Below are 17,095 nucleotides of genomic sequence, written 5' to 3'. Positions count from 1 at the left end.
CCTAAATGATGCGCGCTTGGGGTCGGCAGCGTTAGCATTTGGAAGATCCGTTGTAACCGTGTGATATTCCAGGAGGTCGGGAATGAGCAAGCCGTCCGAGGCATCAGGCTTCCGGTCTCCATCCACGACCGTCACGCCGGCGACGACCAAACGGCAGCGCACCACGATCACGTTCTATCTGTCTGACGCGCTGCGCAACCGCGCACGAGCGGTCTACCGCGCCACGTCGTTCGCGGAGCGCGACAGCAGCTGGTCCGAGATGCTCACGAAGGCACTGCTCGCCGAGGTGGAGCGCCGAGAGCTCGAGCACAACGACGGCAAGCCCTTCTCGGCGAGCGAGGAACCACTGACTCCCGGTCGACCCATCGGGTTCTGATCGGGACGAGGGGGCGTCGTGCAGCTGATCCCCCAAGGCACATGCACGGCGCCCTCTCACTCACAGGGTCGGCACGCTCAGCCCTTGGCGAGCGTGCCGATCTTGCCTCCGCCGTTCTTGTAGACGACCAGCTCATCGCCCGAAACCTTCGCCGTGACTGCGATGTTCAGCCACGGGTTGACGCCTTCGCAGGCCTTCAGCGTCGACGCGAACGGGCCGAACGTGAACGTGTCGCCGCTCACCGTCCCCTTGCCCGACAGGTCGTTGCAGCCGTCGTTGCCGCTGAACGTCCCGTCGTCCTGGATCGTCAGATGAGGCTGCCCCGCGGCCGTCGAGCCCCACGTCCCCGTGAAGGACGACGCCGAGGAGGAGCATCCGCTCAGCGCGATCACCGCAGCGACCGCGGCGAAGGCGAGAGCGGCACGGACGGGGCGGGTGGCGCGGACGCGGCGCAGGCTGTTCATGGCTCACACCGTAGCGGGTGGGCGGGTGCGCAGGGAATGGGGCAAATCGCCGTCGCGGGCGGGCAGGGCGAAGCGGGCCGCCGGCCGGGTGCCGACGGCCCGCAGGCCGAACGCACGCCTACCGCGTGCGGTGGTGCCGACGCTCGCGGCTGGCCGCCGTGAAGAGCGCCATCACTCCGAGAAGGGCGAGCAGCGCCGCGAGGGCGCCGAGGGCCAGTTCGTTGGTTCCCGTCGACGCGAGCATCGCCGAGCCGCCGGTGCCGAGGGCCACCACCGCGCCGGCCGAGGCGGGCATCGTTCCCGCCGCGCCGATGACGGTGCCGTCACCCGGGGTGGCCGGGGTCGAGGGTGTCGTCGGGGTGGTGGGTGTGGTCGGCGTCGTCGGGGTGGTGGGAGTGGTCGGGGTCGAGGTCGATCCCGTCGTCCCGCTGTCGCCGATCACGCTGATCGCGTTGCCGCCGATGGTCACCGGCACATCCAGTCCGACCGGCGCCTCGACGGGGAGCAGGCCGCCGAGCAGCCCCGTGCCCGGGTCGGTGCCCCCTCCCGTCGCCGTGGTGCCACCCGTCGCCGGGGCCACCACGGTGGAGGAGTCGCTGGACGAGTCGCCCACGACGCTCACTGCGTTGCCGCCGGCCGTCACCGGAACTCCCGCATCGATCGGAAGCTGGATGCCGCTGCCGAGCAGGCCGCCGTCGGAGCCGTTCCCGGTGGCCGTCGTGCCGCCGGTCGCCGGCGCGGTGGTCGAGGAACCGGTCGACGTCGAGTCACCCACGACGCTGATCGCGTTGCCGCCCGCCGTCACCGGGACCGCCGCATCCACCGGGGCCTGGATGGCGCCGAGCAGGCCGCCGTCCGAGGAGCCGGCGCCGGTCGCCGATGCCGACGGCCCGGACCCGGAGGCAGCCGGAGCCGACACCGCCGAGCCCGTCGACGACGAGTCACCCAACACACTGATCGCGTTGCCGCCCGCCGTCACGGGAGCGTCCGCGCCCACAACCGCCTGCACGTCACCGAGCAGACCCGAGCCGGTCCCGCCGGAGGCGGAACCCGCGGTGGCTGACGCGCCCGAACCGGACCCGGCCGGAACCGAGGTGGCCGCACCCGTCGACGACGAGTCACCCAGCACACTGATCGCGTTGCCGCCCGCCGTCACCGGGGCCGCCGCATCCACCGGGGCCTGGATGGCGCCGAGCAGGCCGCCGTCCGAGGAGCCGGCGCCCGTCGCCGATGCCGACGGCCCGGACCCGGAGGCAGCCGGAGCCGACGCCGCCGAGCCCGTCGACGACGAGTCACCCAGCACACTGATCGCGTTGCCGCCGACAGTGACGGGCACCGCGGCGGAGACGGGGGCCTGCACGTCGCCGAGCAGGCCGTCGCCGGAGCCGCCGGATGCGGTGGCCGTCGCGGCGGGAGCCGGAGCAGCCGCGGGGGCCGTGGCTGCCGAGTCCGCGCTGCCCGCGTCACCGACCACGCTGACCGCGTTGCCCGTGACCGTGACGGGGACGGACACATCGGCCACCGCCTGCGTGCCGTCGAGGATGCCGCCGACAGCGGACGGGTCGATCGTGGCGGACGGCGCCGGGGCGGGAGCCGGGGTGCTGGAGGCGGACGACGCGGACGAGGAGTCGCCCACGACCGAGATGCCGTCGCCGGAGAGAGTGACCGGCACGGAGAGTCCGACGAGCGCTTGGGCGCCGCCGGAGCCGGCGCTGTCTGCGGACGGGGCCTCCGCGGCGTTCGCCGCCGCAGTGCCCGCCAGCCACAGGCCGCCGGCGCAGAGGGTGATCCACAACCCTCGCGAAACGTACTTGTTCATGATTCAGCCTTTCGAATGAGTGTCGATGCGCCTCCGCTCGGGAGGCATGGTCGCGTTCTGCCCGCAGGCAGACGAGACCCACTCAGTCGGGGCTGGTGTCGTGGTCGGCGACGGGGGACGCCGGAATTCGGTCGTCCGAAGAAGACGCGGCGGCGACCCCGAGAGCGCGCCCGGGCAGGGCGGAGCCGTCCGCGATTGCCGCGACCGCGGGACCGGGTGTGCCGGATCCGCCTCCCGCGCTGCCCGAGGGCACGCCGGGAGGAGCCTGGCCGTCTGGCCGCGGATCGCCGGGCGCGACCGGTCCAGGAGCGGACGCTCCGCCGGAGGAAGACGCACCGGTGGCGCCCGCGTGACCGGAGAGCAGGGGAAGGCCGGACAGACCAGTGACAGAGCGGCCGTCGGTCGCATCGGAGGCCGCCGCAGCGAGGGCCGCTTGAGCCGCCGCGGAGATGGTCGGGACGGCCTGGCCTCCCGCTCCCGGAAGGCCGGGGAGGGAGACGACCGGAGGGGTCGACGTACCCGGCGCCAACGGCGCGACGGAGTCGGTCACGACGCCCGCGATGCCGGTCACCGTCTGGTCCACGAGGCCGGTGACGGGCGCGGTGACCGACTGGACCGGTGTGCCGCTCCCGACGAGCCCGGTCACGACGTCGCCGACGACCGGGGTGGAGGAGACGGCCGTGTCGACCGCCGAAGCGACGGGCTGGACCACGGTGGACACGGGGTCCGCTGCGGCCACGTCCGAGACGGCGGAGGCGACCGGGGTCACGACCGCCGAGACGGCTTGCTGCACGGGCTCCGGGAGCACCGGAGCGACAGTCGACGTCGCAGCATCGACCGTCTGGCCGAGCCCGCTCGTCACGCCGGAGACCACGTCACCGAGTCCGCTCGTCAGGCCGGAGACGACCCCGCCCAGCCCGGACGACGCGGCGGCCGGAGGCGGAGGGGGCGTCGCATCGTCGGCGTGCGCGGAGCCTCCGCCGAACAACAGCCCGAGGGCGACCAGACCGGCTCCGCCGAGGAGCGAACCGAGGATCACCCGGAGGACAGGAGGCCGCGATGGGAGCAGGTCCTCTGCTGCTGCATCCATCACGATCACCCCCTGATCGTCAGGTTCCGAGCACTTCCGGTTCGTCTGGTCCGTTCGAGACGAGGTCGAGTGTACGCCGTCGTCTACTAGACCGGAAGGGATTCTTCCGAGGTCGTGAGCGATGACCGGCGGGAGGCCCGGTTCGCCGCTCCGGCCGCCACTGCGACGACCAGGAGTGCGGCGACGGTCATCCCGGCGCCGACCCACAGCGGCGAGGTGTACCCCAGGCCGGCCGCGATGGTGAGCCCGCCGAGCCAGGCGCCGAGCGCATTGCCCACGTTGAAGGCGGCGATGTTGGCGCCCGAGGCGAGGGTGGGCGCGTGATCGGCGTAGGTCAGCACCCGCAGCTGCAGGGCGGGCACGGTCGCGAAGCCCGCGGCGCCCATGAGCACGAGGGCGATCACCGCCGGGACGGGCATCCCGGCGACGAGGGCGAAGGCGATGAGCACCAGGGCGAGCACGGCGAGGAGCACCAGCAGGGTCCGATCGATGGAGCGGTCCGCGAGCCGCCCGCCGACCGCATTGCCGGCGAAGAGCCCGAGCCCGAACAGGATGAGCAGCCACGGGACCGCGCCGGACGCGAAGCCCGAGACACCGATGAGTGTGTACGCGATGTAGGTGAAGGCGCCGAACATCCCGCCGAAGCCCAGCACCGTCGCGGCGAGCGAGAGCCAGACCTGCCCGGAGCGGAACGCGCCGAGCTCGCGCCGGAGGCCGGGCGCCGCAGTGTCGGCGTCCTCCCGCGGGACGAGCACGGCCACGCCGATCAGGGCGAGCACGCCGATGCCCGTGATCGCCCAGAAGGTGGATCGCCAGCCGGCCGCCTGGCCGAGCAGGGTGCCCAGCGGCACGCCGAGGACGTTCGCCGCGGTGAGCCCGGTGAACATGATCGCGATGGCGCTCGCGCGCTTCTCCGGTGCGACGAGACCGGCCGCGACGACCGATCCGATGCCGAAGAAGGCACCGTGGCAGAGGGCGGCGACGATGCGGCCGCCGAGCATGACACCGTAGGTCGGGGCGAGCGCCGACATCAGATTGCCCGCGATGAAGAGCACCATGAGGCCGAGCAGAGCGGCCTTGCGCGGGATCCGGGTCGCTGCGGCCGTGAGCGCGATCGCGCCGACCGCGACCGCGAGCGCGTAGCCGGAGATGAGCCATCCGGCGGTGGCCTCGTCGACGTGGAAATCGGCGGCGACCTCGGGCAGCAGCCCGGCGATGACGAACTCGGTGAGGCCGATGCCGAAACCCCCGAGTGCGAGGGCGATCAGGCCAGCGGGCATGTGAAGACTCCGTGAGTGTGAGGGGTGGATGCTCGGGGCGCGTAGTCTGTTAGTTGCAGACGCGCCATAAATAGTTGCACGTGCAATTACTTTGCGCAACCCCGAGCACTCGAACCGACCAGAGGAGACCCCGTGGGGATCGGAGACGACGCCGTCGAGGTGCGGGCCCAGGGCTGGCGCACGCTCGCCGCGCTGCACAACTTCATCGAGACCGGGCTCGAGCGCGCCCTTTCCCGCGAAGCCGGGCTCTCGGTCGTCGAATACACGGTGCTCGACGCCCTCAACCGGCAGGACGGCTGGCACATGCGCATGCAGCAGCTGGCCCGTGCGAGCGCGCTCAGCCCGAGCGCGACCACGCGCCTGGTCAACCGGTTGGAGGAGCGCGGCCTCCTCACCCGGGTCGACTGTCTCGACGACCGTCGCGGCATCTACACGGAGCTCACCCGCCCCGGGCACGAGCTCCTCGACCGCGCCCGTCCCGTGCACGACGCCGCCCTCGAACGTGCGCTGGCGGAGGCGACCGACGTTCCCGAGCTCGCCGCGCTCGTCGCCGCCCTCCCGCAACTCACCCTCGCCCTCCGCTGAGAGAAGACCATGCTCCGCACCATGTTCAAGTCCAAGATCCACCGCGCGACCGTCACGCACGCCGACCTGCACTACGTCGGCTCCTTGACGGTCGACCTCGACCTCCTCGACGCGGCCGACCTCCTCCCGGGCGAGCAGGTCGCCGTCGTCGACATCGCCAACGGCAACCGCTTCGAGACCTACCTCATCCCCGGCGAGCGCGGCAGTGGCGTGATCGGCGTCAACGGCGCGGCCGCGCACCTCGCCGGGGTCGGCGACCTCGTGATCGTCATGTCGTACGCACAGCTCGACGACGCGGAGGCACGCACGTTCGTGCCGAGCGTCGTACACGTCGATGAGCGCAACCGCATCGTCGAGGTCGGCTCCGATCCGGCCGAGGCCCTCACACCCGGAGTGGAGGAACCGCCCTTCGCGCTGCGCTGAAACCCGTGCGCTGCGCTGAAACCCGTGCGCTGCGCCGATTCCCTGGCGCTGCGCTGAAGCCGGGGGCGGACTACCTCAGCACCTCCACCAGGGCGATCCACGAGAACAGCACGGTGCCGACGATCGCGAGGATGGTGCCGATCGCGACGAGCACCATCCCGAGCAGGCCGATCGCCCCGATGAGGAGCACGCCGCCCGCCAGGAAGAAGACGAGCGGGAGCGCGAACGGCAGGATGTTGCCGAGGTCGTAGCGTCGGTACTCCCGGTTGGTGCCGTCACCACGGATGGCGCGGATGGCGAGGACCGCCAGCACAGCGCACAGGAGGGTGCCCACCAGCACCTGCACGCCGAAGCCGATCTGCTGCTGGCCCGGGATGAGCCCCAGGCAGCACAGCACGACCCCGAGGATCAGCGCGGCGATGGAGGCGCCCGCCCGCGCGGCGAGCCCGCGCGACTCGGCGATCTGCCTGATGTTGACCGACAAAGCGACGATGAGGAGGCCGCCGAGGGCCGCCCCCGCGCCGGCGACGGCCGTGTTGAACGCCGCCCAGTCCTCGAACTCCGGAGTCATGGCGCATATCGTATCGGCGGCCGCTGCACCAGGCTGGCGGGTCGACGCGGGCAGGGCGTATAACGGGGGCATGGCCGACGCGATCACCAGCTGGATCGACGATTACCGACGGGCGTGGGAGTCGAACGACCCCGACGACATCCGGGCGCTCTTCACCGAGGACGCGAGCTACCGCACCGAACCGTTCGCGGAGCCGTGGGACGGCCACATCGAGATCGTGGAGGGCTGGCTCGACGCGCGCGACGAGCCCGGCGCCGCCTCGTTCGAGTGGCGGTTGCTCGGCCAGGACGGCCCGCAGTATTTCGTCGAGGGCGTCACCGACTACGTCGATGGACCCACTTACAGCAACCTGTGGGTGATCCTGCTGGCGCCGGACGGCCGCGCCGAGGAGTTCACCGAGTGGTGGATGGAGCAGGACGGCGGCGAGGACTGACCGCCGTCACAACTGGCCGAGCCACAGGCCGAGTCCGGCCGCGGCGAGCGCGAGCAACAGCATCCCGACGCCGTTGAACAACGCGGCCCGGTGGCGTCGCTGCTGCGCGAGGCGCACGGTCTCATAGCTGGCGGTGCTGAAGGTCGTGTAGCCGCCGAGGAAACCGGTGCCGAGGATGGCACGCCACTCGGCCGGGAGCCCGTTCGCCAGCGCGAGCCCGGTGACGAGCCCCAGCAGGAATGAGCCGGTCACGTTGATGACGGTCGTCCCGAGCGGGAAGTTCACGCGCACGAGGCTGCGCGTCACGCCATCGAGGACAAGCCGGGCGACGGCGCCGAGACCGCCCGCCACGGCGACGGCGAGCACCAGCACGGGTGTCACGAGCCCTCCCCCTCCTGCTGCTCACGCTTCGCCCGTCGACGACCGATCGCCGCGCCGACCGCGATGCCGGCGACGGAGGCCAGCGCGCCGACCGCCACGGTGGCGACGGCGTAGACGATGCTCCCGCCGACGTTCTGTGCGACGATCAGCCCGTCCGTGTCGACGGCGAACGCCGAGTAAGTGGTGAAACCGCCCAGGATGCCGGTGCCCACGAAGAGACGGACGGCACGCCGACGGCCTTCGTCCGGCCCGCGCAGGGCGAGAGCCTCCAGCAGCCAGCCCAGCACGAAAGCGCCGACGACGTTGATGCCGAGGGTCGCGAGCGGCAGGCCGAGGACAGGTGGCGCGGCCGCCGAGATCAGGTAGCGCACGGTCGTGCCGAGGGCACCGCCCACGAAGACGAGCAGCAGGGAGCTCCCGTGCAGGTGCACCGGGACAGTTCGGCGGGCCGTCACTTCTGCGGCGGCTCTTCCCACGGCAGCGATTCGGCTCCAGGGACGGGTGCGAGGGGCACGACGATCACCGGCCGGTGCTGGCGATGCGCCAGGTGCACCGCGACCGATCCGTTGAAGAACTCGCGGAGGCTGCCGCGCAGGCCTGCCTCCCGGGTGCCGACGACGATGTACCGCGCGTCCAGTTCGTCCGCGAGACGGGTGAGCGCCCAGGCCGGGTCGCCTGCGAGCTGCCGCAGCGTGTAGGGCACTCCCCGCCCGGCGAGCACCGAGCGGATGCGCTCCTCCAGCTCGGCGTCGAACTCCTCATCCTCCGCCTCCGGGAGGTCCGGGTCGTACGGGAGCGCGACCACGGTCCCGTCTACGTAATTGGACACGAGGTACCGGTTGGGGTCGACCGTCGCGCAGATCAATGGGACGTCGAGGTCGTCGGCCAACCGGGCTGCCTGTTCGAGCACGGCCACCGGCTGTCCGGCGACGACCGCCACCAGGATTCCGCCCCGCCCGAGGGAGTCGTCACCGCTCATGTCCCTAGTGTGCACCATCCCATCGGGGTACGGTCACGGTACGGGTGAAGGGAGAATGACCACACGATGTCACAGGACAGCACGCGTACGGGCCGCCCCGCGGCAGGGTCCGGTCTCCCGAGGGAGCGGCGGCGCACGACGCGCGGTCTCAGACCGCTGCCGGAATTGACGCGCGATCTGGTTGCCCAGATGAAGCGCCTGGTCTCGGCCGAACTCGCCCTCTTCAAGGCGGAGATGTCGGCGAAGGCCAAGGCGGCGGGCATCGGGGCCGGGCTGCTCGTCGGCGCGTTGGTCTTCGTGTTCTTCGCGCTCGGAGTGCTCGTGACCGCGGCCGTCCTCGCCTTCGCGCTCGTCGTCCCCGCGTGGCTCGCCGCGCTCATCGTGGCGGGCATCCTGATCCTGCTCGCCCTGCTGGCGGCGCTGATCGGACGCGCGAGCCTCAAGCGCGGCGTCCCGCCCCTCCCCGACGATCTCGGCTCCGAGCTGCGGGCCGACGCGCACGCACTGAAGGGACAGCAGCCGTGACCGCTCCGACGACCGCCCGTGGGACGACCGCCGCAGGCTCCCGCCCGCCGCTGCCGAAGAACGCCGGCATGAACACCATCCAGCTCGACCTCGAGCTCACCCGCAGCGAGCTGGCGAGCACGCTCGACGACATCTTCGCGACGTTCAACCCGCGCGTGCAGATCCGCTCGCACCCGGTCGCCGCGGCCGGGGTCCTTCTGGCTGTGGCCGCTGCCGCCGCCGGTGCGGTCGCGCTGCTCATCGGGAAGCGCCGGCGTGACGGCTGACCGCCCGCTCGTGCCCTGGTACCGGCTGCCCTGGGGCTTCGTCCTGAAGGGCACGCTCCGCGGCTTCTCCCGCGACGCCTGCACCGATCTGGCGGCCGGGCTCACCTATTTCGGCGTGCTGTCGCTCTTCCCGGCGATGATCGCCCTCGTCAGCATCCTGGGCCTCGTCGGCCAGAGCAGGTCGGGCATCGACGCACTGTTCGGGATGGTCAATGAGGTGGCGCCGGGGATGCTCGACGTCGTCCGCGGCCCGATCGAAGACCTGGCCGGCTCCCCCGCGACCGGCCTCGCGCTCGCGATCGGAATCGTCGGCTCGGTGTGGTCGGCCTCCGGCTACGTCGGCGGCTTCGGTCGCGCTCTCAATCGCGTGTACGGCGTGCAGGAGGGTCGCACAGCGTTCGCGCTGCGTCCGGCGCAGCTGCTCGTCACCATCGCGGTGCTCGCCCTGGTGGCCGTCGTCGCCATCCTGCTCGTGGTGTCCGGGCCCATCGCGCAGGCGATCGGCGGCGCGATCGGCCTCGGGGACGAGGCGCAGACGGCGTGGTCCATCCTGCGCTGGCCCGTCGTGGTCCTCGCGCTCATCGTCCTGGTCGCACTGCTCTACGGGGTCGCGCCGAACGTGAAGTATCCGCGCTTCCGCTGGGTGACGCTCGGCTCGATCACGGCGATCCTGGTCATCGGCATCGCGTCGGCCGGGCTCGCGTTCTACGTCTCCAACTTCGGCAGCTACGACAAGACCTACGGCGCCCTCGCGGGCATCATCGTCTTCCTGCTCTGGATCTGGATCGCGAACAACGCGCTCCTGCTGGGCGGCGAGCTGGACAAGGAGGTCGAGCGCACGCGCGAGATCCTCGCCGGCGCGGAGGCCGAGTACGGTCTCGGCCTCCCCCTCAAGTCCGAGACCGCCATCGTGAAGGCCCGCGACGCCGAGGCCGGCGCGGTGCTCGCCGCCCGCACGCTCCGCAAGCAGCACGCGACCCCGGACCCTCGAGACGGCGAATAGTCGGCCGCCTCGGCAGTCCGGGGGGCATTTCGGGGCGCTTCGGCGCAGCGGGATAGGCTCGCCAGCGTGAATGGACAGGATGCGCGGCCCGGGCACGATCTCCCCGACGGCCGCGGACGCACGGGGCTCCAGCAGACCGGACGCGACCTGGCGGCGAACCCGGACGTCCGCGTGCGCGACGTGGAGGTCACGTCCGACGGCTGGCATGTGCTGCGCCGCACCACCTTCGACTACCGCGGGCGCGACGGCTCCTGGACCACCCAATCTCGCGAGACGTACGATCGCGGGAACGGCGCGACCGTGCTGCTCTACGACCCCGACGCGCGCACCGTGCTGCTCACGCGCCAGTTCCGCTTTCCCGCGTATGTGAACGGACATCCCGACGGCATGCTCGTCGAGGCGGCGGCCGGGCTGCTCGACGGCGACGCGCCGGAGGAGGCCATCCGGCGGGAGGCCGCCGAAGAGCTCGGGGTGCGCATCGGCGAGCTCGAGCACCTCTTCGACCTCTTCATGAGCCCCGGCTCGGTCACCGAACGCGTGCACTTCTACGCCGCACCCTACCGCCCGGCGGAGGTCGCCGGCGGCGGGGGTGTGGAGGCCGAAGGCGAGGAGATCGAGCCCGTGGTCGTGCCCTACGACGAGGCCCTCGCGATGATCGCGGATGGCCGCATCGCCGACGGCAAGACGGTGATCCTGCTGCAGTGGGCGGCGCTGAACCTGTTCCTCCGGCCTCGCTGAGCAGCGGTAGACAGCGACACGCCCGGGCGTGTATGGTCGATCTCCTGCGCCGACCGGCGCAGACGCCCCGATTCCACGGAATCAGCCGACCGGTGAGGAGATGCAGTCATGGCGAGCAAGCTCAGCCTGCAGCTGCAGCGCGAACAGCGCGCTTACCGGACGCTCGAGACCGCTCGGGGACTGTAGAGACCGCATCCGCCCGGATGCCGCAGCCCCCGTCCCCTCGAGGACCGGGGCTTCTTCTCTGTGTGCCGTCACCGTGCGGGATGCGTGAGCCGCCCCGGCCGCACCCTTCACGAGAGACGAAAGGACCATGGAGAGAATCTCGAACCGCCTGCTGAGCTGGGCCTCCCTGCTGGAGGACTCCACGCGCGCACAGGCGGTCACCACCTCGAGGATGCCGTTCATCCACCCGCACCTTGCCCTCATGCCCGACGCCCACCTGGGGCTCGGCGCGACGGTCGGTTCCGTCATCCCCACCCTCGGCGCGGTCATGCCCGCCGCCGTGGGTGTGGACATCGGCTGCGGGATGATCGCGGTGAAGACGCAGTTCACCCGGGAGGACGTCGCCGCACGCGCCTCCACCAGGCCCCTGAGCGAACTGCGTCGGCAGATCGAGCGCGCCATCCCGCTGTCGGCGGGCGGCCGTAACAACAAGGTGGTCGCGACGGCGCAGCCGCGTGTGGAGGAGCTGACCCGGATGGCCGACGCGATCGGCCTCGAGCCGGGCGCCTACGCGAAGGCGTGGGAGCTGCAGCTGGGCTCGCTCGGCTCGGGCAACCACTTCATCGAGGTGAGTCTGGACGAGGAGGACGCCGTCTGGCTGTTCCTGCACTCGGGCTCCCGCGGCGTGGGAAACCGCATCGCAGGGCACCACATCCGCGTGGCGCAGGAGCTGATGTCGACGTGGTGGATCGATCTGCCCGACCGCGACCTCGCCTACCTGGTGGAGGGAACGGCCGAGTTCGACGCGTACATCGCCGAGCTGCGGTGGGCGCAGCACTTCGCGCTGCTCAACCGCGAGGAGATGATGGACCGCGTCATCCGCCAGGTCGCCGAGCACTTCGGCATGGCCGTGGAGGAGCGCGAGCGGATCAACTGCCACCACAACTTCACGGAGCGCGAGAGGCACTTCGGCAAGGATGTCTGGCTCTCCCGCAAGGGCGCGATCTCGGCGAGGCCGGGCCAGCCCGGACTCATCCCCGGGTCGATGGGCACGGCATCGTACGTGGTGTCGGGCCTCGGCAACCCGCTCGCGCTGCACTCGTCGCCGCACGGAGCCGGTCGCCGGTTCTCGAGATCGGCGGCGCGCAAGCGTTTCACGATCGAGGAGCTGCGGGAGGCGATGACAGGGATCGAGTTCCGTGACACGGACGCGTTCCTCGACGAGATCCCGCAGGCCTACAAGCCGATCGACCAGGTGATGGCGGACGCGGCCGATCTGGTGGAGGTGCGCCACACGCTGCGTCAGATCGTCAACGTGAAGGGCGACTGACCGGCCGGGGCTCGGCGATCAGTACTTGATCGTCGAGCCCTGCGCGTTGAGGAAGTCGATGTGCACGTGGTTGCAGGTGTCGTCGAACGGCTTGAAGTTGTCGAGGCTGATCGAGCCGCGGCAGCCGAGCTGGCCGAGTCCGGTGCCGTTCGGGACGATCGGGTCGAGCAGCCGGATGAGCTCCAGGGACTTGGCGTCTCCACCGGTGAGCGGGCTGCCGTTCAGCAGGTAGAAGTCCAGCGCGTGACCGCCGCCGTCGGCGTAGTGCGCCGAGGCGGTGCCTGCGCCTTCGATCTGGCCCGTGCAGCGCCGGTTGATGTCGGAGACGCCGACCTGGCCGTAGTGCGCGAGAGCGAAGGAGATCGTCTGCAGGACGCGGTAGTCCACGCCGCAGCCCTGCACCGCCTTGCCCTCGGCGAGGTTGGCGATCTCGGGGATGTGGTTCGGCGTCGAGCCGACCAGGCGACCGGAGGCGACGGCGCCCATCAGCTGGATGGCGAGGGCCTGCACGGTCGGAGAGACGGTGGAGTTGGTGGTGGAGTCGAGCGCCTGCGGGCTCTCCTCGATCCCGAGTCCGTCGCGCGAGACGACCTGGGCGGCGTCCTCCTTGCCACCCGTGAGAGTCTGCACGGCGAGGGCGGTGCGCGCGGTTCCGACGGGGGAACCCTCGGTCGTCGTCGCGTAGGCGGGCAGAGCGGCGGTGCCGAAGAACGCGGTGAGCGCGAGCATGACGACGACGTGGAATCCGCGGCGGCGGTGCTCGCCGGGGCGCCGCGACCGGTGGCGGTTCGAGCGGTCGGCCGTCGAGCGACGCACTCGGGGGGCGCGCGCCTCGGCCGTCGCGACGGCGGCCGGGTCGACGGTCGGCGTGACGACCACGCGTTCCCGCTTACGGGGCTGCGAGCGCTCGGCTTCGAGCCGGGCGCGGCGGCTGCCGTAGACCGGCTGCGTCGTCTCGGCAGCGGTCAAGTGCTCGCCGTGGGTGAAGTCCTCGACGGGGTCGGCCGTCAGCTCGGTCTGCCGTTCCACATCCACCACGAGGGGTGCACGAGACCCACGGCGAGGCCGCGGTGAGGCAGAGGAACGGGACAAGCTGATCTTCCTGAGGGGGCAGGGGCGGGCACGTACCCGATCTTTTCTACCCCATTTCGCCTGAACGTTCTATCAATGCAGACGAATAGATCATCGAGGCCTTCGCAGGGAGGCCTCCACGGGGCGCATCCCGCGTGTTCGGGTCACGCAGAAGCGCCCCAGCTGGGACAGTGCACGGATGCGGGGTCCGGCCGACCGAATCTAGCTCCGTCGCGGGGGTTCCGAACCAACGGGTACGGTTGTTACGACAGGCGTCTCACGGCACGACGACCGCGAGTTCCACCCGACCTTCCGACTCTCTCAGATCGACGTCGGCGTGCTCCGCCAACTGCCGCAGGCCGATGCCCGGCGCGGCCGACGAGAGCGCGCCGCCCGAGGTGACGACGACCGACACGCCGGACTCGTCCGTGGAGCGGACATCCAGTGTCACCGGACTCCCGTCGCCGTGCCGCACCGCGTTCGCGAGGCCCTCCGAGATCGCGTCGACGACGGCCTCGCAACGCGCGGGCTCGCGCAGACGGTCCCACGCGTCCGCGGCGATGCTCGACTGCAGGGCGATCGCCGACCGCCAGCTCTCCACGAGAGCGCCGACCCGCGCTTCGGGCTCCGGCTCGTCGGCGGGGGCGAGCAACTCGACGCGGATGCGGTCGACCACGCGGCGCAACTCGCCCGAGGCGTCCTCGCCACCTCCGGCGCTGAGTGCGAGCGCGGCGGCGATCAACTCCGACTGCACGCCCGAGTGGAGCATGCGGGCGAGCGCGGCGCGCTGGTGATCGTAGTCGGCGCGGAGGCGGGCGGCATCGAAGACGCTCGCCTGCACGGCCGCCTCGAGGCCGTGCTGGTCGAGGCGGATGCGTGAGGAGAGAGAGACGACGAGCGCCAGGGCGAGGGCGATCAACGGGTACGTGCCGGCCTCGAACCAGATGAAGTGCGGGTGGACGCCCACCCAGCGGATCGCCGCATCGGTCGTGAGGGAGAGCAGGATGCCGACGACCCCGTAGCCGACGACGAGGACGAGCACCCTGTATCGCTGCGGGGAGCGCGCGGCGAAGCTGGACACGCCGACGTTGCCGGCGGCGACGACGATCAGGCCTCCGACGACGGCGGGAAGACTCAGCAGGAATCCGTATTGCGACAGGCCGAACGGCGTCACCAGGGCGGCGAAGAGCACGGCGAGCAGAATCGGCGGGGCGGGCTGCATCCCCCCGAGCACCGACACCACCCAGTCGCGCCTGCTCACCCGCGCATCCTCCGCTGCGCCGGAGGCCTCCGCATCCTCACGTTCGTAGAGCCAGTGGCTCACCGGGCGGACGACGTCGGACGCGAGCCCGCGCAGCACACGAGCGGCCTCGCTCGGCCGCAGCGGCGCGTCCGCCACGACGGCGGCGCGCTCTATCTCGGCGAGCACATCGTCGACCGCTGCGTGCCGCATGGCGCTGACCCGCAGCGCCGCCCGCTCGGCGTCGAGCTCCGAGGCCCGCTGGGCGGCCCGCAGGCGCCGGTAGACGCCCAGGTGGTCGCGCACGAGATCCACGCCGACCGCGATCAGGGTGAAGATGGTGACCGTGGTCACGACGTTGATCGCGATGCGGCCGACGAGGTCGCCGGTCTCGACGCCGATTCCCAGCACCTCCCCGACCGCGAGGAACAGCAGCGGGCGCAGCACCCCGATGCCGGCGAACAGCGTGAACACCGCGGCGACCCGGATGCGCGCGGGTGTGACCCGCAACACCGCCCAGGCGAGCACGAGAAGCACCCCGACGACGAGGTGCTGCGTGATCGAGAGCGCGAGCACCGCGACCGGCCCGCCGTGGATGTACTGCAACCCCGACATGACAGTGAGCGCGAACGGAGCCGTGATCACCCAGGTCCACACGGTGATCGCCGAGCGGCCGGTCGCGCGGGCGATCAGGCGCTGCGTGCGTGCCCGCGCGATGCTGGTCATAGGCCGCTGCGGGGATCGCCGAAGGTGGTGACGTACAGGGTGGCGGCGGCGACGCGCGGGGTGGTGCCCTCCTCCGCCGACAGGCCGAGTGCGTGGAAGACGCGCTCGACGCTCTTCTCCACCGCACGCACCGAGATACCGCGCCGTCGGGCGATCTCGGCATTGGTGAGACCGGCCGCGAGCAGGCGTGCGGTCTCGAGCTGCGCCTCGCTGAGCCGGAGCAGCGCTTCCCGCTGCCCGCTCGCTTCCGCGTCGCGCGCGATGGGCCGGTCGGCGAGCACCGCCTCGGCGGCGTCGACCAGGTCGTCGACCGACTCGACGGCGGACTTGTTGACGTAGGACGCGTCGGCGACCGTGTCCTTCGCCCTCGCCGCGGCGGCCTCCCGGGACAGGTTGCTCAGGAACAGCACCGCCACGTGCGGCGCACGCTCCCGCACGATGGTGGCGAGCTCCACCCCGTTGGGCCGCTGGCCGAGGTCGATGTCGGTGACGAGGAGGTCGGGGTCGGCCGTCTCGAGGGCTCCCAGCGCCTCGGGCGCGGACGCGGCGGACGTCACCTCGAATCCACGCTGGCGGAAGGCGTCGGCGACCAGGGAGCGCATGAGGGCGTGGTCCTCCACCACGAGCACCCTCCTGCTCCACGTTCCGCCGTCCACCTGGCTCATCCTGCACAGGATAACCGCCTGCGGGATGCGCGCATGCCCGCATCCCGCCCCTATAAGAGGAGCACGGCGAGGATGCGCGACGCCGCTGTCAGGAGCGGAGCTCCTTCAGGACCGCGGCCACCCGGCGCGCGCGGGTCTCAGCGGCCTTCGCGCCCTCAGTCTCGGCCTCGCGGGCGTCCCGTCGCACTGGACCGCCGGGCGGCGCCGGCCCACCAGGGTGCCCGGGAGGCGGCATCCGTTCCGTAGACTGACTCCGAACCCTCGTCGACACCGTGAGGGCGACGAGTGAGGACGGACCGATGGGATCGAGGCCGGCGCGCGCGATGCGCGGCACCCTCGCGTCCGCCGTCGCCATCTTCGTCGCCGCCCTGTTCCATGTCGCGGGCGGCGGAGCGGTGCCCGGCGTCGTCCCCCTGGCGCTGAGCCTGGCGTTCGCGACCCTCGCCTCCATCGCGCTCACGTCTCGCCGGCTGTCGCTCTGGAGGCTGGTCGCCTCCGTCGTGCTGAGCCAGTTCCTGTTCCACGCGCTGTTCAGCCTGGGCGACGGCACGGCGCGTTTCGTCTCCGCCGACGGCACGAGCGCGTCCGCCGTCCACGTGCACACCGGGTCGCACCTGACGATGACCGGGGCGGCGATGCCGGCCGGGCACACCGACTACACGGCGCCGTCGATGTGGCTGACGCACGCCACCGCGGCGCTCATCACGGTGATCGCGCTGCGCTTCGGCGAGCGCGCCTTCTGGAGCCTGTTCGAGACCGCCCGGCTCGGGGTGCTGCGTTTCGCGCGTCTCGTCGCCGGCGCCTCTCCGATTCCGGTGCGGGTCGTCGCCGTGGTCGCCACGGTCGCCGCGGCCGAGCCGGCGCACGTGCGCGATCTGGGCCTTCCTCTCGCACGGCTCCGGCATCGCGGGCCTCCGGCCGTCGCCGGCGCGTTCTGACGGCATCCACTCGCTCTTCGCGGTCGG

Annotated in this window: 21 protein-coding genes; 10 read left to right on the top strand and 11 right to left on the bottom strand. The window is 71.7% G+C overall.

The window, feature by feature from the left end; genetic code table 11:
* Positions 1-82: 82 nt before the first annotated feature.
* Entirely contained in the window at positions 83-376 is a 294-nt protein-coding gene (locus IT072_RS00505) for a ParB family protein (protein ID WP_223358854.1), read from the top strand.
* A 77-nt stretch (positions 377-453) separates the two neighbouring features.
* Here the strand turns inward: IT072_RS00505 and IT072_RS00500 are convergent, their stop codons facing one another.
* The 4 genes from IT072_RS00500 to IT072_RS00485 all read right to left on the bottom strand — a co-directional run bounded on the left by IT072_RS00500 (position 454) and on the right by IT072_RS00485 (position 5,029).
* Positions 454-840, bottom strand: a complete 387-nt coding sequence (locus IT072_RS00500; RefSeq protein ID WP_223358853.1) for an META domain-containing protein — start codon at positions 838-840, stop codon at positions 454-456.
* A 118-nt stretch (positions 841-958) separates the two neighbouring features.
* Positions 959-2,659 carry a hypothetical protein gene (locus IT072_RS00495; RefSeq protein WP_223358852.1) on the bottom strand — a complete coding sequence of 567 codons (1,701 nt, stop codon included), beginning with the start codon at positions 2,657-2,659 and terminating at the stop codon, positions 959-961.
* 82 nt (positions 2,660-2,741) lie between these two features.
* On the bottom strand, positions 2,742-3,749 hold the full coding sequence (locus IT072_RS00490) for a hypothetical protein (RefSeq protein ID WP_223358851.1): 1,008 nt from the start codon (positions 3,747-3,749) through the stop codon (positions 2,742-2,744).
* Positions 3,750-3,835: 86 nt separating this feature from the next.
* Positions 3,836-5,029: an MFS transporter gene (locus tag IT072_RS00485; RefSeq protein ID WP_223358850.1), complete on the bottom strand. Its 1,194-nt coding sequence runs from the start codon at positions 5,027-5,029 to the stop codon at positions 3,836-3,838.
* A 132-nt stretch (positions 5,030-5,161) separates the two neighbouring features.
* Between IT072_RS00485 and IT072_RS00480 the strand changes: the two genes are divergently transcribed.
* Together IT072_RS00480 and panD are read left to right on the top strand one after the other, a co-directional pair.
* Positions 5,162-5,614, top strand: coding sequence for a MarR family winged helix-turn-helix transcriptional regulator (locus tag IT072_RS00480; protein ID WP_223358849.1), 453 nt, complete (start codon positions 5,162-5,164; stop codon positions 5,612-5,614).
* A gap of 9 nt (positions 5,615-5,623) precedes the next feature.
* Complete coding sequence (panD, locus tag IT072_RS00475) at positions 5,624-6,037, top strand: aspartate 1-decarboxylase (RefSeq protein WP_223358848.1); 414 nt, start codon at positions 5,624-5,626, stop codon at positions 6,035-6,037.
* Positions 6,038-6,107: 70 nt separating this feature from the next.
* Here the strand turns inward: panD and IT072_RS00470 are convergent, their stop codons facing one another.
* A complete protein-coding gene (locus tag IT072_RS00470) occupies positions 6,108-6,608 on the bottom strand; it encodes a hypothetical protein (RefSeq protein WP_223358847.1) in 501 nt (166 codons plus the stop codon).
* A 70-nt stretch (positions 6,609-6,678) separates the two neighbouring features.
* Between IT072_RS00470 and IT072_RS00465 the strand changes: the two genes are divergently transcribed.
* Positions 6,679-7,041: a nuclear transport factor 2 family protein gene (locus tag IT072_RS00465; protein ID WP_223358846.1), complete on the top strand. Its 363-nt coding sequence runs from the start codon at positions 6,679-6,681 to the stop codon at positions 7,039-7,041.
* A 6-nt stretch (positions 7,042-7,047) separates the two neighbouring features.
* On the opposite strand, the gene crcB is transcribed toward IT072_RS00465, so the two are convergent.
* From crcB to IT072_RS00450, 3 genes are read right to left on the bottom strand one after another with little or no spacing between them, the layout of a single operon-like run.
* Positions 7,048-7,422, bottom strand: a complete 375-nt coding sequence (crcB, locus tag IT072_RS00460; RefSeq protein ID WP_223358845.1) for a fluoride efflux transporter CrcB — start codon at positions 7,420-7,422, stop codon at positions 7,048-7,050.
* On the bottom strand, positions 7,419-7,898 hold the full coding sequence (locus tag IT072_RS00455) for a fluoride efflux transporter FluC (RefSeq protein WP_223358844.1): 480 nt from the start codon (positions 7,896-7,898) through the stop codon (positions 7,419-7,421). The genes crcB and IT072_RS00455 overlap by 4 nt, the downstream gene beginning before the upstream one ends.
* Positions 7,874-8,401 (bottom strand): universal stress protein, encoded by a 528-nt coding sequence (locus tag IT072_RS00450; RefSeq protein ID WP_223358843.1) that lies wholly within the window; start codon positions 8,399-8,401, stop codon positions 7,874-7,876. Before IT072_RS00450 ends, IT072_RS00455 begins: the two co-directional genes overlap by 25 nt.
* Positions 8,402-8,467: 66 nt before the next feature.
* On the opposite strand from IT072_RS00450, the gene IT072_RS00445 reads away from it, so the two are divergent.
* The 5 genes from IT072_RS00445 to IT072_RS00425 all read left to right on the top strand — a co-directional run bounded on the left by IT072_RS00445 (position 8,468) and on the right by IT072_RS00425 (position 12,428).
* A complete protein-coding gene (locus tag IT072_RS00445) occupies positions 8,468-8,926 on the top strand; it encodes a phage holin family protein (protein WP_223358842.1) in 459 nt (152 codons plus the stop codon).
* Entirely contained in the window at positions 8,923-9,192 is a 270-nt protein-coding gene (locus IT072_RS00440; RefSeq protein ID WP_223358841.1) for a hypothetical protein, read from the top strand. Before IT072_RS00445 ends, IT072_RS00440 begins: the two co-directional genes overlap by 4 nt.
* Positions 9,182-10,195 carry a YihY/virulence factor BrkB family protein gene (locus tag IT072_RS00435; RefSeq protein ID WP_223358840.1) on the top strand — a complete coding sequence of 338 codons (1,014 nt, stop codon included), beginning with the start codon at positions 9,182-9,184 and terminating at the stop codon, positions 10,193-10,195. The genes IT072_RS00440 and IT072_RS00435 overlap by 11 nt, the downstream gene beginning before the upstream one ends.
* Before the next feature lie 66 nt (positions 10,196-10,261).
* A complete protein-coding gene (locus IT072_RS00430; protein WP_223358839.1) occupies positions 10,262-10,933 on the top strand; it encodes an NUDIX domain-containing protein in 672 nt (223 codons plus the stop codon).
* Between the two features lie 313 nt (positions 10,934-11,246).
* A complete protein-coding gene (locus tag IT072_RS00425) occupies positions 11,247-12,428 on the top strand; it encodes an RtcB family protein (protein ID WP_223358838.1) in 1,182 nt (393 codons plus the stop codon).
* An 18-nt stretch (positions 12,429-12,446) separates the two neighbouring features.
* Here the strand turns inward: IT072_RS00425 and IT072_RS00420 are convergent, their stop codons facing one another.
* The 3 genes from IT072_RS00420 to IT072_RS00410 all read right to left on the bottom strand — a co-directional run bounded on the left by IT072_RS00420 (position 12,447) and on the right by IT072_RS00410 (position 16,130).
* Entirely contained in the window at positions 12,447-13,457 is a 1,011-nt protein-coding gene (locus tag IT072_RS00420) for a hypothetical protein (RefSeq protein WP_223358837.1), read from the bottom strand.
* Between the two features lie 319 nt (positions 13,458-13,776).
* A complete protein-coding gene (locus IT072_RS00415) occupies positions 13,777-15,465 on the bottom strand; it encodes a hypothetical protein (RefSeq protein ID WP_223358836.1) in 1,689 nt (562 codons plus the stop codon).
* Positions 15,462-16,130 (bottom strand): response regulator transcription factor, encoded by a 669-nt coding sequence (locus tag IT072_RS00410; RefSeq protein WP_223358835.1) that lies wholly within the window; start codon positions 16,128-16,130, stop codon positions 15,462-15,464. Before IT072_RS00410 ends, IT072_RS00415 begins: the two co-directional genes overlap by 4 nt.
* 299 nt (positions 16,131-16,429) lie before the next feature.
* Between IT072_RS00410 and IT072_RS00405 the strand changes: the two genes are divergently transcribed.
* Positions 16,430-17,068, top strand: a complete 639-nt coding sequence (locus tag IT072_RS00405) for a hypothetical protein (RefSeq protein WP_223358834.1) — start codon at positions 16,430-16,432, stop codon at positions 17,066-17,068.
* Positions 17,069-17,095 lie beyond the last annotated feature (27 nt).

Origin of the sequence: Leifsonia sp. ZF2019, from assembly GCF_019924635.1 — a bacterium.
In the GTDB taxonomy this organism is placed as follows: domain Bacteria; phylum Actinomycetota; class Actinomycetes; order Actinomycetales; family Microbacteriaceae; genus Leifsonia.
This window is presented reverse-complemented; position numbering and strand designations above follow the sequence as displayed.

Coding starts and splice junctions, on each gene's coding strand:
- IT072_RS00445 (WP_223358842.1), top strand. CDS start 8,468: ATGTCACAGGACAGCACGCGTACGGGCCGCCCCGCGGCAGGGTCCGGT.
- IT072_RS00450 (WP_223358843.1), bottom strand. CDS start 8,401: ATGAGCGGTGACGACTCCCTCGGGCGGGGCGGAATCCTGGTGGCGGTC.
- IT072_RS00425 (WP_223358838.1), top strand. CDS start 11,247: ATGGAGAGAATCTCGAACCGCCTGCTGAGCTGGGCCTCCCTGCTGGAG.
- IT072_RS00415 (WP_223358836.1), bottom strand. CDS start 15,465: ATGACCAGCATCGCGCGGGCACGCACGCAGCGCCTGATCGCCCGCGCG.
- IT072_RS00500 (WP_223358853.1), bottom strand. CDS start 840: ATGAACAGCCTGCGCCGCGTCCGCGCCACCCGCCCCGTCCGTGCCGCT.
- IT072_RS00495 (WP_223358852.1), bottom strand. CDS start 2,659: ATGAACAAGTACGTTTCGCGAGGGTTGTGGATCACCCTCTGCGCCGGC.
- IT072_RS00490 (WP_223358851.1), bottom strand. CDS start 3,749: ATGGATGCAGCAGCAGAGGACCTGCTCCCATCGCGGCCTCCTGTCCTC.
- IT072_RS00410 (WP_223358835.1), bottom strand. CDS start 16,130: ATGAGCCAGGTGGACGGCGGAACGTGGAGCAGGAGGGTGCTCGTGGTG.
- IT072_RS00405 (WP_223358834.1), top strand. CDS start 16,430: ATGGGATCGAGGCCGGCGCGCGCGATGCGCGGCACCCTCGCGTCCGCC.
- IT072_RS00465 (WP_223358846.1), top strand. CDS start 6,679: ATGGCCGACGCGATCACCAGCTGGATCGACGATTACCGACGGGCGTGG.
- IT072_RS00470 (WP_223358847.1), bottom strand. CDS start 6,608: ATGACTCCGGAGTTCGAGGACTGGGCGGCGTTCAACACGGCCGTCGCC.
- panD (WP_223358848.1), top strand. CDS start 5,624: ATGCTCCGCACCATGTTCAAGTCCAAGATCCACCGCGCGACCGTCACG.
- IT072_RS00505 (WP_223358854.1), top strand. CDS start 83: ATGAGCAAGCCGTCCGAGGCATCAGGCTTCCGGTCTCCATCCACGACC.
- IT072_RS00485 (WP_223358850.1), bottom strand. CDS start 5,029: ATGCCCGCTGGCCTGATCGCCCTCGCACTCGGGGGTTTCGGCATCGGC.